Origin of the sequence: Zobellia galactanivorans (assembly GCF_000973105.1) — a bacterium.
In the GTDB taxonomy this organism is placed as follows: Bacteria; Bacteroidota; Bacteroidia; order Flavobacteriales; family Flavobacteriaceae; genus Zobellia; species Zobellia galactanivorans.
Window position 1 is genome coordinate 220,457 of record NC_015844.1, and the last position, 17,080, is coordinate 237,536.

Consider the following 17,080-nt stretch of genomic DNA (forward strand, 5'->3'; position numbering starts at 1 on the left):
TTTATTTAAGAACTATCCTATTTATTCTCCCCTTCTAAATAACCAAAATTGGCTGTGATACCCCCATCAACATATATGATTTGACCATTTATAAAATCACCCGCTTGTGACGACAACAATAAGGCCGTACCACAGAGGTCTTCTACTTCTCCCCATCTATTGGCCGGGGTACGCATCATTATAAGTTTGTTGAACGGATGGTTCTTCGATGCATACGCTTTGGTTTTTGCCGTTTTAATATACCCTGGACCTATTCCATTTACCTGAATATTGTGCCTGCCCCACTCTACACACATATTCTTTGTTAACATTTTCAAACCTCCTTTAGCCGCGGCGTAGGCAGACACTGAATTTCTACCATACTCACTCATCAATGAACAAATGTTTATGATTTTCCCCCCTCCCTTTTCTATCATTTCAGGTACCACACTTTTGGATACCATGAAGGCGGATATAAGGTTTATATCGATGACTTTACGAAAGTCATCATTGTTCATATCCAATATAGGAGACCGTTTTATTATTCCAGCATTATTTACCAAAATATCAATGGTTCCAAAAAACCTCTTAATAGTTTCAAAGGACACCGTTATTTCTTGTTGATCGCTAACATCAAAGGCTATCGTAAATATTTCATATCCTAGATTTGCGAACTCATTTTTAACGGAATCAAGTTTATCTTGGTTGCGACCATTGATACAGACCTTTGCTCCTGCTTGAGCTAACGCCAATGCAATTACTTTGCCTATTCCGTCGGACCCCCCGGTTACTAGGGCATTTTTACCCTCTAATTTGAATGAATTCAATATATGGGCCATCTGCTATCTTAATTGGTTTGCTTTGACCATGTCCATATCGCTAAAGTCAAGATTTTCACCCGCCATGCCCCATACAAAACTGTAGTTGGAGGTGCCGGCAGCCGCATGAATTGACCATGGAGGGGAAATAACCGCTTGATGGTTACCCATCCAAACATGTCTTGTTTGTTGTGGTTCTCCCATAAAATGACAGATGGCTTCGTCTTGAGGAAGGTCGATATATAGGTAAACCTCCATTCTACGATTATGGGTATGTGGGGGCATCGTATTCCATATGCTACCTTTCTTTAGTTCTGTTATACCCATTTGCAGCTGACAGGTTTGTACGGTTGCCTCTACAATATATTGGACTATGCGCCTTTCATTTGCTTTTTCGGAAGTGCCTAAATCGAGGGTTATCGTATCGGTCGAAGCAATCTTTTTTATTGGAAAACCTTGATGTGCAGGTGCAGAATTGATATAAAACATAGCCGGGTTCCCTGGATCTTCACTGCTTAAGTGAATATTCTTTGCTCCCATTCCTATATATAAAGCCTCCTTATGTCCTAAACGATACTTATCTTCTCCTACAGTTACTATCCCCTGATTACCTATGTTTAATATCCCTACTTCTCTACGGTCACAAAAATTTTGAGCTTTTAAAGGTTCTATCGTAGCTAATTCCAATACTTCATCAATAGGCACCGCTCCTCCTGAAATAAATCGATCATAATGTGAGTATATAAGGGTTATTTTATCTTTTTCAAATAAATTTTTGATTAAAAAATGTTCTCTTAATTCTTCGGTGTCATATGATTTTACGTCGCTCGGGTGCGATGTAAAGCGTTCTTGATATTCTATATTCGCCATGCTTGTATTAGTTGTCGTTCAAATTCATTTTATACATCTCACTTGCTGCTAACAAAAATGTGCCTGTTACATATTCATGAGAATCATCTTTTGACAAATTTACCGGCCTATCACCTACCAATTGCCCCCATTGAACCTTACCTTCTTTACTAACTTCATCCGTAACGGATTTCCAAGCCTTCTTCACTACAGGAACAAACTCATCTTTATCAAGTATTCCATTGTTTATACCGTACGCAAGCCCATAAATAAAGAAGCTGGTACCACTAGTTTCCTTGAAGGGCGCATATTCCGGGTCTGCAAGATTTGGATACCAAAACCCTTCTTGAGTTTGTTTGTCTTTTAGGGCATAGGCCATATCTTTCAATAACAGCTCGTATCTATTATAACTTGCATGCTCCATAGGTAGGTATTCAAGTATACGTGCAATACCGGCTATTGCCCACCCATTACCCCTTGACCATATCACTTTTTTTCCATTGGCGGTAACCTGTTCGTTACCTTTCCATTTAGGGTCGTTTTTTCGTGCGTCGATATTTTCAGGAAAAAACCGTTTATCTCGATAGAATAAATGCTCATCCGTATCATATAATTTACCATACACATCCCAAAAGCAGGATTCCATCCACTGCAAGTATTTTTCGTCACCGGTAACTGAATATAGCATGGCCAATGCTGGCGGGCCGGTGAATAGACCATCCACATAACGTCTTCCTCCTTCAAAATACCATTCATCAGGGTTCGCTACGGGGTTTTTTATTCCAGGGTTTTCCAAGTGTTGGACAATTCCCCTTATCTTACTTTTCTCAGGCTCTACCATATAAGATTGCAACATGGTTTGACCTATGGTCAATAAATTCACACCGCTAGCCTCATGGTCTGGTGGCAGGGTTGGCAGGGTCCAATTCAAATCTTCACATAGCTGGTTGGACTGTGCCAAATACGTGTCGTCACCCGTTGCTAAATAACTTGCCATAACCCCGGTATAATAGGTTCCCCGTATCCAATTGTCATCAAAAGCTTTCCAAGGATTTTTTAACTGGTATTCATTTGTCCTATCCATCAATTCTTTTATTGAGGATTGATTATAAATGGATTGCGCTTTTAAACTCGGGCTTAGTACAACAGCCAAAAAAAGAAGTATTGTGTATTTTTTCATTGGTAATTTGTTTTCTTATAGGTTATGTGATATTTCAAATTGAATTATGGGCAATTAGGTAGAATAGTATCTTCTCTTAATTACTACGGTCGGATTTAGTGGCAATCAAAAATCCTTCAACTAAACAAAGGTTTTTAATTAACGTATCCAGGGTTTTGCTCTAGTTTACCTAAAGTATTGAGTTCTATTTCGGCAAATGGAATGGGGAACAGATTGTTGAACGGTTGAACGGTAAGGCCGGAAAAAGGATTGCCCAAAACGGTTCTTTCGAACAAAAGGTTTAATCTACTAAGCGTCATTCTTCTGTTCTCTTCAATATTCAATTCACGCATACGCTCGTCTAAGATATAATTCATATCCACTTCGTCTGCCTCTACAGGGGTGGCTTGCGCCCGATTTCTCAATATATTGATATCGTCGGCAGCTGCGGCAGTGTTACCAAGGGCAAGATACGCTTCTGCACGGAGTAAATACGTTTCGGCCACTCTGATCTGGTACCAATCCGTGAAAGTTTGGCCAGCTGTATTGGCCACTTGTCCCGTTGTCACATCTACCAAAATTTCAACAGGATGGTCATTAGGGGTAGAGATTTTGGTAATGTTCGGGTAATAATCGCGCAGCGTATCCTGTGCTGTAAGATTGTCGAACCAAGACTGGGGAAAATCGCTTATTTTTTGACCAAAAAAAGCAGACTGAGGATTATCGACCACCCAATCCCTTTGGATGTTCCGATTGTTATTTCTGTTGTCGGGATCAAACGTTTGTGTGACACTATCCCAACCCCATACGGTATGGGTGAAATAAGGAGTTGGTCTTACAAAGCCAACAGGTCTTCCTAGATTTCGTGAGGTAGGCCCCAAGAATGCGCCAACACCGTCCGGACCATTTAAAAACCAGTACAAACTCCCATAATGCCGTTCGTACCTAAAATTATTATCACCATTGGTAACGGCAATCTGGGTATTACCTGGGATGTTAAATTCTTCCTGTAATACTAAAATACCCTCTTGATTTCCCGAGCTACGGTTTTGATTGAACCTTTGAAATAAATCCCAATAAGGATCGCCTTCATCAGTAGCCCTATTACCAAAACGGGAAGTCATTAGATTTATATTTGGGTCACTGATTACCGTAGAAGCAGCTGATACGGCTTGATCCGGTTGCCCTTTGGCAAGGTACAACTCCGCCAAATAATGGTTTGCGGCAGCATTGTTCAATCTACCATCTGCCTTAACTTCACTAACACCGGGCAAGTTCAGTGCCGCAAATTCTAGATCCTGGATAGCCTGATCTAATGTTTCATCTATAGAAGACCTTTCAAAATCTCGCCTTGGCGATGAAATTTCCTCCAAAACGATAGGTACTCCTCCGTAGAGAAAACCTAAAGATCGATAGGCAAAACCACGAAACCACCTCGCTTCGGCGATGTGTAAATTCTTTTCCGCTTGGTCTTCGTACTCAATAGCCTCGATTCTCGTCAAAATGGCATTCGAATTGAAAATGATCTTGTAATACCGGTTCCAAAACTCCAGTGCCACGTCAGAGGAAGGGATCAAACCGGTTCGATAATCTCCAAGCCCCTGTATTTCAGGGCTCCGTGCCCACATGCACAAGTCTGTTCCCGAATGCATCAAGTTATTGTTGGTTCCTTGGTTCAAGGCTCTCATCCTACCATAATTCGAAACCAAAGCGGCCTCTATATCGGCAGGGGAGACATAAGAAATCTCAGGACTTAAAAAATCTGAAGGGACTTCTATTAATTGGTCTTCATCACATGCTCCTAATAGTATTAGAAGGCAAGTCAAAATAAAATAGTTATATGATTTCATAATTATAGATTTAAAAAGTTAGATTAAGACCTAGGGAATAACTCTTCATTACCGGTGCCTGATTTAGATCAAAAGCGTTGCCGTTGATTTCTGGATCTGTACCGATCCAATCGGTCCAAGTATGTAAATTTTTGCCGGTTAAAAACAAACGCAGCTTGGAAATGGCAAGTTTTTCTACGATTTTATCAGGAAAGTTATAGGCTAACCGCACATCTTGAAGGCGAACAAAACTACGGTCGGCGTAGCGTTGTGCCGCAATCGGGTCATCAAATAAGACTCCGGAATGTATACCCTTGGGATTGGCAGGAGACCAAGCATCAAACTCTTTAAAAGTATTATACGTGCTCGCATTATCGTGTCTTAATATACCTATACTTGAGGTTGGTGATACTCTACCCAAATAACCATCTTTTCCTCCCTGTATAGAATTGATGAAGGCACTGAAAGTAAAATTTTTATAATTGAATTCATTATAGATACTAAAACGATAAGCCTCTTCTGCACGGCCTAGAACCTTACGGTCCTTATCGGCGGATATCAATCCATCACCATCTAAATCTTCAAAAATCCGGTTTCCAGGGTTGTACCCATCTGGTATATTATCGTTTAATTGATAAATAACCCCTGTATCGACATAATCGTAAATAGTTTGAATCGACTGCCCCGGTATTAGTCTACCTCGAGTGGTAATCAAATCATCCTCTACACCGTCATTGTCATCGTCCCGTCCTAATATGGTAATAATCTCATTGCTATTTGTTGAAAAATTCAATGTACTGGTCCAAGTAAAATTATCGGTTTGTACGTTTATAGAAGTCACGGAGGCCTCTAGGCCATTGTTGGCCACTTCTCCCAAATTAGTAGGTATAGTCTCAAAACCAGTGATTCGCGGAAGGTTAATATCGAACAAGATATCTTCTGTTATTGTATCATAGTAGTTGACACTACCATTAATTTTACCATCAAGAAAGCCAAAATCCAATCCTAAGTTGAGACCTGTTGTGGTTTCCCAACTAAGGCTATTATTCGCAAGAGAGCTAATATTTTGACCGTAAGCGGGCCCTGAACCGTCTCCGAATACATATTGAAAACCTGCATCTACTCGTGCAAGTGTTCGGTATCTGCCAACTGTACGGTTACCTGTTTGTCCGTACGTTGCCCTTAACTTTAAATTAGTTATACCTGGCATAGCATCGGCAATGAACTTTTCATTGCTAATAGTCCATGCTAATCCTAAAGAAGGAAATATTCCGAATTTTTTATCGGAACCGAATCCAGAGAACCCATCACGTCGGGTGGTAAAGGTCAATAGGTATTTATTGTTATATCGGTAATTCAGGCGAGCCATTTGGTAAATACTGCGTTCATCAAAGGCATCGGATTCAGCAAGTTGTAGATCAACATCCCCTGATTCCAAGCTATTGACCCCCAAGGCTTGATTTAAAAAATTTCCAGATTGCGCAATGGTACTTTCCCCATTCCTTTCTTCAAAACCATACAAGAGCGTAACATCTAAATCGTGTTTTTCGTTAAAGGTTTGCTTATATGTCAATAGATTATCCGTTGTTCTATCCTCTCGATAAATATTTTCTTTAGAAGCCGCCCCAGCAAAATTATTAGCAATGGGGTCAAATCTAAAATCTCTTTGCGTTCTATAGTTGATAGCGTGGTTAATGCGATAGGACAAGCCTTTAATGGGCAATTGCACCTGTGCATAAAAGTTGCCGAATAAATTCAATCGTTTATCCAGTTGATCAATTGCCGTTCTGAGTAAAGGACTGCGTTCAACACCTATAGGATCCGTAGCTATACTACCGTCTTCATTGAACGGAGCAATTAGTGGGGAATACATATATCCTCTTCTTAAGTCCGCCTCAAGACCTGAATAATCTCCAAATGAAGCAAAAGTCTGCATGCCTATGGTTAACCAATCTCTTACCTTGGTATCAAAATTGGCCCGCAAACTCAACCTGTCAAATTGATCGTTCAGCAACCAACCTTTTTGATCTATATAACCAGAAGACAAAAAATAAGAGGTTTTACCGGAATTACCTGCCATACTGATATTTGTATTTTGTGTATGAGCCGATTGTGACACCACATCTAACCAATCTGTATTCGTTCCATTATTAAAACCATCTAATATAGACTGATATGGAAATCTTGCCGATGGATCAAAAGTAGGATCTAGCTGTGTATACTCAGGTGCCAAATAGGCCTCTTCATAGAAGATTTTGTTGTAATGTTCTAGAAACCCGTCTCTACTCACGGGGGTTAAAGTATTGGTCGGAGTCTCTACAGAATAAAAACTTGAAAAATTAATTACAGGTTTTCGATTGGTTTTTCCGCTTTTTGAAGTAATCAATATTACTCCGTTAGCAGCCTGAGAACCATAAATCGCTTGTGAACTGGCATCTTTTAATACGTCAATAGTACCAATATCGGCAGGATTAATGTCTGCTAAACTTCCTCTATATATAACCCCATCAAGAACAATCAAAGGGTCACTTCCGGTTAGGTTGCCATCATCATCAACGGCAAAGGTATTTCTCCCCCTCACTTGTATATTTGGATTCTCCCCGGCGGAACTTACGGCCCCAATATTAAGTCCCGCAACGGAACCTTGAAGTGATTGAAGAATATTGACGTTCGGTTGATCTTCAAAAGCCTGAAGATCGGCACTCGCCACTGATCCAGTCAAATCAGATTTTTTCTGGGTACCGTACCCTACAACCACTACTTCATCTAATTTTGATACATCTTCAACCATAACCACATTGATCGTTGACTGGTCACCAACTGTGATTTCTTGGGATACAAATCCTATATAACTGATTAATAAAACATCGCTTTTGTCTACGATCAATGAATAATTGCCATCAAAATCAGTGGATACCCCCGTGGAAGTCCCCTTGATAACTATGGAAACGCCCGGAAGGGGTTGACTTGCCTCGTCGACAATTGTTCCCGAAACACTCGCTTGATAATTAAAAGTTTCTTTTTTTAATAAGGATGTGGTCTTCCCTATTGCCGCAGCATATATCTGAGACGAAAACAACATCAAGAAGAAAATAGTAAAAACCTGCTTTGCTAAAAGCTTAGGGTCACGAATGAAAGTAATTTTTGTTCTCATAATGCTTCTGTTTGGTTTGTTAAATAAAACTATTGACCCATACAATACATCAACAATAGAAGCCTTGTTCTGTTGTTAAATCACTATAAACTCAGTCAATAAATTGATTATTTGGTAATTTATTTAAGGCAAACTTAGAAGTATAGAACTGGAAGATTGTACTGATTTTGATTGATGCTATATAAATATTTGCAATATGATGCTTATATAACAATATTTTATCAATATATGAATATTTACAGCTTCATTATGTCCCTATTATTTCTTTGCGAGCAGAAATGTATTTGGGAAATCAGGGGAAAAAAATGATGGTTTTCTATAAACCTATTGCATAAGGCGAAGTAGAGAAGGTAGGGCGAATCATACCCTGGTTATACGGTTCTGCTTTCTATATTGGCTCGGAGAAATACCTTTAATTCTTTTAAATATTTGTGAAAAAGCAGAAGGATTATTAAATCCCGAATCATAACAAACCTGAATCATACTCAACTTTTCTTCCAGTAATATTTTACAAGCATATTGAACCCTCACTTCAAATAAGAAATCATTGTAACTTTTCTTAACAGTGTTCTTAAAGTACCGGCAAAACGCACTTTTGGACAAGTTGGCCACCTCTGCAATTTCTTCCAATCGAATTTTTCTTCTGAAGTGCAACATGGTGAACTGTATTATTTTATTCATCCTATCCTTCTCTTTAGGGTCTGACGATTTATGATGATCGAAGGGAGACAAGATGTATGCATTTTTTGATTCGGACATTATGGAAAGTATTCGCAATAATGATAATATCTGGTTAAAAGATGATTGATGAAGCATTTCATGTAAAATTATGGCAATGACCCGGTTTTCTTCACCCTTGACCCTCACACCTCCCAAAGCGTCATAAAAAACTTTTCTTAACCCGTGTGATTCCCGAAGGTTAAGCAAGTCTTTGCCGGCAAAGTCCGTATTAAACTTAACTACAATGGCTTTGGTCAGTTGTTTTGTATTCTCTTGATAGAAATCGTCATGACTGATCCAAACGTGTGTGAGCTCTTCACCGACCAAAACCAAATCTCCCTTTTTATAAGATTTAATACTACTGCCCACATACCTCGTGCCATATCCCTCGATTATATAGGCCAATTCCAATTCTTTATGGTAGTGTAAAGGATTTGTAAAATGGGCGGTTTCAATATAGTTTACCGAAACCGCTTCATTTGGAGTTCGGAGTGACGAGAGAAACTTTGGTTTGATCATTTTTAATTGAATATTGACTAAATATCGAATATTTATTAAGCACATGCAAATATTCATAAAATATTGATCAATATACAGGCATTCTTTTAATCAATAATTAATTTCTTTTGTGGATACCCAATTATATAATAATTACAATATGATTCGTTCAACCAAAAATCTTTCTCTTCTACTTCTTCTTTTTCTAGGTATTTCTTGTTCTGAAAGAGAGCCGAGCTATGAAATATTGGTAATGAACGACACCGATATTCCAAGAACCCGCGAAATCGTGGAAGTTTGGTTAAAAGATCTTCCAGAACAAAAGGAAATAGGTAAATACACATTAACCGATGAGTCGGGAAAACCACGACAACTACAATATGTAGATAAAGACTCTGACGATATTGACGATTACCTGATTTTCATGACAAACATAAATGCTCGAGAGAAAAGAGCCTTCACATTAAGTCGTAATAAGGGTTTTACGGAAAAAGCAGATAGTTCTTTAACCACATATTGTAGAATTGTTCCTGAAAGAATGGATGATTTTGCATGGGAAAACGATAAAGTAGCCTTCAGAAGTTATGGTCCGAAGTGTCAAGAACTTTTTGAAGAGGGCAATGCTTCAGGTCTTATTTCCAGTGGTATAGATTGTTGGACCAAACGTGTAGAGTACCCAATTATTAATAAATGGTACAAAAATGACAAAAAAGGTAAGTCGTATCATGAAGACCACGGTGAAGGACTTGATAATTACCACGTAGGAACGACCAGAGGTTGTGGTGGTACGGCACTTGTTTATAAAGGAAAAACCATACTAAGCAAGAATTTTGTAAACTGGAAAATTTTAGCCAACGGCCCTATCAGAAGCATTTTTGAATTGGAATATGCCCCTATCATGGTCGGGGGAGACCCTATAAATGAAACCAAACGAATTACCATAGACCTAGGTACTCAACTGTACCAATGTGAAGTGTTTTATAAGAGCCAGGAAACCATGATAAATGAGATGTTCATGGGGCTTGCCTTACACGACGGAAAAGGTAAGATCAATTCAAGCATGGGAGAAGGTTGGGTATCTTACTGGGAACCCATGGGGGATTCATATTTGGGAACGGCTGTCTTGACAAATCCCGACAACATATCGAAAGTATCCTTGAAAAGTATAATCCATGAAGACGAAAGCAAAAATAACGTTGGAATCCATTCGCGGATATTAAACAATACAGTTAAATATTGGTCCGGTTTCGGATGGAAAAAAAGTGGTGATTTCGACACTCCAGAAGACTGGGATAATTATGTCAAAAAGGAAGCTGCAAAAAAAAGAAACCCTATAAAAATTAAAATATCCAGTAAGTAAAAAATTATGTGGAAAACAGACGAAGAATTATTTGAAATTGCAAAAAGAGAACTATTTACGGCTTTAGTAGGCGATATTTTAGACAAGATTGGTTCTGTGCATCAATTTCTCCCGCCAAACCTTAAACCTGTTAAAGATGATATGGTCATCATAGGTAGGGCCATGCCCGTCTTAGAGGCGGATGTATTTGCCGAAACTACCGAATCAAGAAATAACCCTTTAATGAATAAACCTTTTGGATTGATGTTCGAAGCTTTGGACAATTTAAAAAAGAATGAGGTCTATATCTGCACGGGAGCAACCTCGCCTTACGCACTCTGGGGGGGACTTATGAGTACGAGAGCCATGAAACTTGGTGCTGCCGGGGCAGTAGTCAACGGATATTCCAGGGACACAAATGAGATAGAAAAACTAAATTTCCCAACTTTTTCTACAGGCACGTATGCTCAGGACCAAGGTCCACGAGGCAAAGTTATGGATTTTGCTTCCGCAATCGAAATCAATGGAATCAAAATCAATCCAGGTGATATTGTATACGGAGATAGAGATGGAGTGCTTATAATTCCAAAGGAACTAGAAAAAGATGTATTTACAGGAGCAATTGAAAAAGCCCGTGGAGAACAAGAGGTTAAAAAAGCTTTGGAAGAAGGTATGAGTACAGTCGATGCTTTTAATAAATTCGGCATCATGTAGTAGTATAGAACAATTGAGTATATGGTGTGTGCAGGTGATGAATTTTAATCAATAAATCAACATATGCTTCTTTGCGATTCAAATCCAAAATTAGTCAACACCCTTTACTTCCTTTAATTAAGGAAAGAAAGATATTAGAAATATCTTCATACATTTACATTCTATGATAAAATTTTTCCTGCCCCTTACTTTTTTAATCGTTCTACTTTCATGTACCAATACAGAAAAACCACTAAGCAATGACCTCGTAAAGGCTAATTGGCAGGAGACTTTACCTGGCATCTGGAAAACCGTAATAAACAAAGGTGAAACTTATAACTTTATTGACCAAGCCCCGGTTGCACCAAAGGTAGAAGCTATCAAGAAACTTGGCAACTCAGGCTTCCCCCTAGATAAGTCTTCAATTGAAATAAAGGTAATAAATGGTAAAACTTATATAAGTCTTCCGTTAAAAAAGGAGGAACAAATATATGGACTAGGGCTAAACTTTAAAAGTCTTGATCAAGTGGGTAAAGTGAAACGCTTACATGTAGATCATTATAACCATAGAGATGATGGTAGAACACATGCACCTGTTCCATTTTATGTTTCATCACTAGGGTATGGGGTCTTTATAAACTCTGCTCAGTATATAGATGTTTATGTGGGCACCGGTGTAAAAAAAGACAATCCTGATGCTCCTAAACCTAGGGACAGAAACACTGACCCCAACTGGGAGTCAAACCCATATTCCAATGCGGTGGAGATTCTTATACCATCAGACAAAGCAGAAATTCTTGTTTTTGAAGGGGAAACGCCAATGAAAGTTGTCCAGAGATTTAATCTTTTCTTTGGAGGTGGTGTTATCCCCCCAAAATGGGGATTGGGTTTTTGGCAACGCACGCCAACATTATATAACAACAAGGAAGTAATGAAAGAAATTAGTGATTTTAAGGAAAAGAACTTCCCGTTGGATGTAATTGGATTAGAACCAGGATGGCATAGTAAATCTTACCCTTGTACCTTTGAGTGGGACGCAGAAAGGTTTCCGAATCCCTCCCAATTCATAAACCAAGTGGACAATGAAAGCGTCAAACTTAACCTTTGGTGCAATCCATATGTATCTCCATCATCTTCCATGTACGATAAGCTCATGCCTTTAAGCGGTTCCCATAAGGTATGGGGTGGAATTGTTCCTGATCTTAATATGGAAGAAGCCAGGAACATTTACGGTGACCATATAATGAAAAACCAGATATCCCTTGGTATCAGCGGTTTTAAAGTAGATGAGGTAGACGGATTCGATTATTGGCTATGGCCAGATGTTGCCACATTCCCTTCAGGTGTTTCTGCAGAACAAACACGGCAAACCTATGGGCTTAAATTTATGGATATGGTCACCGATCTTTATAGAAAACAAAATACCCGTACCTATGGGCTGGCAAGAGCCAATAATGCAGGTGGTGTAGCTATGCCCTATGCTTTGTACAATGATCAATATGCCCATCAAGATTTTATTGCGGGTTTGGCCAATTCTGGTTTTAATGGTGTGCTATGGGAACCAGAGGTTAGGGAGTCCGATTCCGCGGAAGAATGGCTCAGAAGAATGCAGACCAGTTGTTTATCTCCCATGGCAATGATCAACGCTTGGGGCTCGGGCACCAAACCTTGGTCCTTCCCTGAAGTATACGAGGCATGTCAGGAAATTGCGTACTTAAGAATGCAATTGCTTCCATATCTCTATAGTTCGTTTTCACGTTACTATTTTGAAGGAATTCCCCCTTTTAGGGCAATGGCTTTAGAAGACAGTTATAATAGCGAACGTAAACTAATAAAAAAAGAATTAGATCATACAGACAATCCGTACCAGCAAGCTTTATTAAAAGAAAACCTTACCCAATACATGATGGGAGATAATATTATGGTAGCCCCAATGTTTACAGGCATGAAAGAACGGGAAGTAATATTACCAAAAGGGCGCTGGTTCAATTTTTACACGGGTAGCTTCATGGGAGATGGCGAAGTGATTACCGTAGCTCCCCCTGTAAACCAAATTCCTTTGTTTGTGCGCGATGGAGGCATTATTCCAATGATTCCGCCAATAAGGCAAACATCTGAATGGAAAGAAGGCACTCCCCTAACGCTTAGAGTGTATGGTAATGCCCCTGCAGAGTTCATTCTATATGATGATGATGGTAAAAGTTATGATTTTGAAAAAGGAAAGTATACAACAAAACTGCTTAAAGCGGATAAAGGTGTCGGACAGATAAAAGACCTTCAAAATAATAGTTCTTGGACATATGGAGAAATACACTGGGAATTTATGACAAAGACCAATGTACCTATCAAATAACTTATTAATTACCATTTAATCCAAGAATCTCAAAAAAATATGAACTCAAAATATCACCTATTTGCTTTGCTACTAGTGCAAGCTTTGATAGGTCCAAAATCAGCCTTCGCACAAGAGATCGATTTTAAACCTACCTACGAATCACTAAAACAGTACACTACCCCAGAATGGTTTAGAGATGCAAAATTTGGTATTTGGTCACATTGGGGCCCTCAGTCAGTGCCAGAAAGGGGAGATTGGTATGCACGGTTCATGTATTTACAGGGAGTACTGGATTGGGGAGAAAAATTTGATGTCAATGAATCCCATACAAAGCGATATGGACATCCATCAGAATTTGGATATAAAGATTTAATCCCTTTATTCACCGCGGAGAAATGGAACCCTGAAAAATTGATGGAATTGTATCAAAAAGCTGGTGCTAGATATTTTGTATCCATGGGACAACATCATGACAATTTTGATATGTGGAACTCCAAATTGCAACCGTGGAATTCCGTTAATATGGGCCCTAAACGAGATATTGTAAAAGAATGGCAAGATGCTGCCAAAAAAAATGGAATGCCTTTTGGGGTTTCTTTTCATGGCGAAGCTGCTTGGACCTTTTTTGAATCTTCCAGATTGTCCGACCACAAGGGTCCTTTCCAAGGAGTACCGTATGACGGCTGGCAAACAAAAGAAGATGGTAAAGGAAAATGGTGGGAAGGTTATGACCCTCGTGACTTATATGGGCAGCCACATAAGCCTAAACTACCTGCAAATGTTAAATATGCTGAAGAAGTTGTGGAGGAAGGGGAACCACCATCCGACGCTTTTTTGGATAATTTTATAGGTAGGGTGTATGATGTTCTGGACCAATACCATCCAGAACTTATTTATTTTGATAGTGGGCATTTCCCAGCAGGAAAAGCACGTGGTACCAAATTGATAGCCGACTTTTATAATATGTCTCAAAAATGGAACAAGGGGATAAACCAAGCGGTAGTAAATGCAAAACATTTGACCGATGAGGAACAACAAATGTTTATGCTGGACTTTGAGAATACGCATAGTAGTGAAGTCCGCAAATTACCGTGGCAAACGGATATTGGCTTTGATGGATGGTTTTATCTTGAAAAAGAAAAAGAAGACTATTTACCTACACAAGACGTAATACACACACTTGCAGATATTGTTAGTAAAAATGGTAATATGCTTCTTAATATTACACAATCCGCAAATGGAGAAATTCACCCATACGCTTATCAATTTTTAAAAGAAATGACCCAATGGATGGCTATAAATTCAGAAGGCATCCATGGAACAAGGCCCTGGATAAAATTCGGAGAAGGACCTTCTAGAATAGAGGGTGAAAAGGATATTGAACATGAATCCATAGATTATTCATCCAAAGACTTTAGGTTTACAACCAAGGGAAATGTGTTATATGCCATTTTGATGAAGTATCCGGAAAGCAAAAAAGAAATATCCATAACATCACTTTCAAAAAACGAAATTCTTTGGTTTGGTGACATTGGAAATGTCAGCCTTTTAGGGCATAAAGGCAATTTAAAATGGAAAAGAACAGCAAACGGCTTGGTGGTATCCCTTCCTGAAAAAGCACCTTGTGACTATGCATATGTAATTAAAATTTCCTCTTCAAAAAAATCAGGTTAGATATCCTCTAATATATATACAATTGGCTATAATCTATCGGGATCTATAAATTAAACTCAGTCAAATTTAATATAAAGTTACCAGACCATAGGACTCCAATTTTGGAAGGACTAGGCCCATTTCTTCTCGATGCTTCCGGTGGCCAGATAGACCGGTTGAGCAATGCCATATCGTTCGTAAAGGCCTCTTTGGCTTGGTTGCCTTACAACAGTCGGAGAAAGCCCTTCACGGCATTGGCAGTGTAGATTATCTTGCGTATCGGCGTGGAATACGATCCCGAATGGATCGCCAAATGTGTCGACCAAAGCAAAAGGAACGACATTGCCGAATGGGACGAAAATGGAAATCTTTTGACATAAACCATAATAACAGAAACCGATTTACCCTATTAAGTAAAAAAGCCCCCACTTTGGGGGCTTTTTCCTAACCTAGCAATTAAGTCTAATAACCAACATTCTGGGTCAGATTTGGGTTTCGTTGAATTTCAGATTCAGCAATTGGCAGTAATAAATGTTTTTCTTCAAAGGTTTTTCCAAAAGTATTTTGCCGCCCTACCAAATCGACAAAAGTGGTTTCCCCATCGGTATTGACAGGATATTTTCTAGTCCTAACCATATCGAACCAAAGCTTAAAATCGAATATAAGCTCCCTGTTTCTTTCTTTCCACACTTCTTCAACAAAATCGGTAACGGAAAGTCCGGTCAATTCGGCTCGAATCGTTTCTATATCGGTCGTCCAATAGGCCCGTGCCCTGACTTGGGTCAAATAATCGATCGCTTCGGCCGTAACCCCTTCCGATTGAGCAATTGCCTCTGCCGCAACCAACAGGGCTTCAGGATAACTATACGCCCTCAAATTTTTAGACGATTGCGAAGTTGAAAAGAAAGCTTCTTCATCGAGCCATATATGAGGCGTTACCGGAAACGTAATGGTCTCACCGGCCCCGGTTACAAAAGAACTATGAAAATATTGTTTTTCCTGGGCCCTTAAATCCAATTCCGTATCATACTGTGCGTACAATTCGGGTCGCGGACCATAGGCATTTTGAATATTTCCATAGGCCGATCCCACACTCCCACTGACCGATGCCGGAAATGACCACTGCGGATAAGGTGAAGTACGTATCCCCGCTTCGTACTCAATTTGATAAATGTACTCCTTGTCCAGGGCCTGTTCCTTTCTTATTTTATTGTAGGCACTATTCCCTAAAATTACATTGCCCTCGGTGTCGGTATCGTGCGATGTAAGCGAAAAGGCCCCGCTATTGATTACTTGACGGGCAGTTGTAGCGGCTTTGGCATAATTGTCACTTGACAGGGGAGCCCCGCTCATGGTCAAATATATATCGGACAATACCATTAAGGCCGTTTCCCGGGTAATTCGGTAATTGTTATCCACCATATTGCCATTGGGCAAGCTTCCTTCAACAGTAGCCACACTAAAATCGGCCAGAATCTGATCGTATATATCCGCTATGGCAGTACGTTCCACAAAAATCTCATCCAATCCGCCGACGGGTTCGGTTATCAATGGTACATCTCCAAAAATTCGAACGAGATAGAAATAGGCGAACCCCCTAAAAAAACTGGCTTGTGCTATCAGGTTCTTCTTTTCCCCTTCAGATAGCCCAGGGGTTTCCGGTATATTGGCAATGGCCAAATTGGCTCCTGCAATCCCCCGGTAGAGTCCTTCCCACATTCCATTTAAATCATTATCAACATTATTGGGGGTTATTGCCAATTGCTGGGCCAAATTCACTTGACGCTCCTGACCGTTAAACTCATTATCGAAAAAACCGGACAGATACTGTAGGTACATGACCCGGGTACCGTTGAACACCCCTCCACTGAGGTACATCTGCGGCACACCGTTCTGGTATAAATAATTCACGGCACTCTCCGCTTGACCAGGTTCAGAGAAGTATTGGTCAACACTTAACGAATCCCTAGGCTCTTCCTCCAAAAAATCAGAACAAGATACCACCGCCAGAACTAAACTTAAAAAACCGAATATTTTATAGTATTTCATAGCCA

12 protein-coding genes and 1 pseudogene are annotated in these 17,080 nt (G+C 39.6%); 6 read left to right on the forward strand and 7 right to left on the reverse strand.

From position 1 onward, the window contains the following. Positions 1 to 17: 17 nt before the first annotated feature. The 6 genes from ZOBGAL_RS00905 to ZOBGAL_RS00930 all read right to left on the reverse strand — a co-directional run bounded on the left by ZOBGAL_RS00905 (position 18) and on the right by ZOBGAL_RS00930 (position 9,027). Entirely contained in the window at positions 18 to 818 is an 801-nt protein-coding gene (locus ZOBGAL_RS00905; protein WP_013991574.1) for a gluconate 5-dehydrogenase, read from the reverse strand. 3 nt (positions 819 to 821) lie between these two features. Next, on the reverse strand, positions 822 to 1,667 hold the full coding sequence (kduI, locus tag ZOBGAL_RS00910) for a 5-dehydro-4-deoxy-D-glucuronate isomerase (RefSeq protein ID WP_013991575.1): 846 nt from the start codon (positions 1,665 to 1,667) through the stop codon (positions 822 to 824). Between the two features lie 7 nt (positions 1,668 to 1,674). Beyond that, complete coding sequence (locus tag ZOBGAL_RS22505) at positions 1,675 to 2,730, reverse strand: glycoside hydrolase family 88 protein (RefSeq protein ID WP_158499698.1); 1,056 nt, start codon at positions 2,728 to 2,730, stop codon at positions 1,675 to 1,677. Between the two features lie 230 nt (positions 2,731 to 2,960). Further along, complete coding sequence (locus tag ZOBGAL_RS00920; RefSeq protein ID WP_013991577.1) at positions 2,961 to 4,655, reverse strand: RagB/SusD family nutrient uptake outer membrane protein; 1,695 nt, start codon at positions 4,653 to 4,655, stop codon at positions 2,961 to 2,963. Positions 4,656 to 4,665: 10 nt separating this feature from the next. Next, positions 4,666 to 7,788: a SusC/RagA family TonB-linked outer membrane protein gene (locus tag ZOBGAL_RS00925; protein ID WP_013991578.1), complete on the reverse strand. Its 3,123-nt coding sequence runs from the start codon at positions 7,786 to 7,788 to the stop codon at positions 4,666 to 4,668. A gap of 360 nt (positions 7,789 to 8,148) precedes the next feature. Then, complete coding sequence (locus tag ZOBGAL_RS00930; RefSeq protein ID WP_052725433.1) at positions 8,149 to 9,027, reverse strand: AraC family transcriptional regulator; 879 nt, start codon at positions 9,025 to 9,027, stop codon at positions 8,149 to 8,151. A gap of 139 nt (positions 9,028 to 9,166) precedes the next feature. Between ZOBGAL_RS00930 and ZOBGAL_RS00935 the strand changes: the two genes are divergently transcribed. The 6 genes and pseudogenes from ZOBGAL_RS00935 to ZOBGAL_RS23990 all read left to right on the forward strand — a co-directional run. Then, positions 9,167 to 10,366 carry a DUF4861 family protein gene (locus ZOBGAL_RS00935; RefSeq protein ID WP_013991580.1) on the forward strand — a complete coding sequence of 400 codons (1,200 nt, stop codon included), beginning with the start codon at positions 9,167 to 9,169 and terminating at the stop codon, positions 10,364 to 10,366. Positions 10,367 to 10,372: 6 nt separating this feature from the next. Continuing rightward, positions 10,373 to 11,059 carry an RraA family protein gene (locus ZOBGAL_RS00940; protein ID WP_013991581.1) on the forward strand — a complete coding sequence of 229 codons (687 nt, stop codon included), beginning with the start codon at positions 10,373 to 10,375 and terminating at the stop codon, positions 11,057 to 11,059. Positions 11,060 to 11,222: 163 nt separating this feature from the next. After that, positions 11,223 to 13,391 carry a TIM-barrel domain-containing protein gene (locus ZOBGAL_RS00945; RefSeq protein ID WP_013991582.1) on the forward strand — a complete coding sequence of 723 codons (2,169 nt, stop codon included), beginning with the start codon at positions 11,223 to 11,225 and terminating at the stop codon, positions 13,389 to 13,391. Positions 13,392 to 13,430: 39 nt separating this feature from the next. Continuing rightward, entirely contained in the window at positions 13,431 to 15,047 is a 1,617-nt protein-coding gene (locus ZOBGAL_RS00950; RefSeq protein WP_013991583.1) for an alpha-L-fucosidase, read from the forward strand. A 101-nt stretch (positions 15,048 to 15,148) separates the two neighbouring features. Continuing rightward, positions 15,149 to 15,292, forward strand: coding sequence for a hypothetical protein (locus ZOBGAL_RS23450; RefSeq protein WP_158499699.1), 144 nt, complete (start codon positions 15,149 to 15,151; stop codon positions 15,290 to 15,292). 15 nt (positions 15,293 to 15,307) lie between these two features. After that, positions 15,308 to 15,406 (forward strand): annotated as a pseudogene (locus ZOBGAL_RS23990) (gluconate 2-dehydrogenase subunit 3 family protein); the annotation flags it as partial. A gap of 82 nt (positions 15,407 to 15,488) precedes the next feature. On the opposite strand, the gene ZOBGAL_RS00955 reads toward ZOBGAL_RS23990, so the two are convergent. After that, positions 15,489 to 17,075, reverse strand: a complete 1,587-nt coding sequence (locus tag ZOBGAL_RS00955) for a RagB/SusD family nutrient uptake outer membrane protein (protein ID WP_046287679.1) — start codon at positions 17,073 to 17,075, stop codon at positions 15,489 to 15,491. Positions 17,076 to 17,080 lie beyond the last annotated feature (5 nt).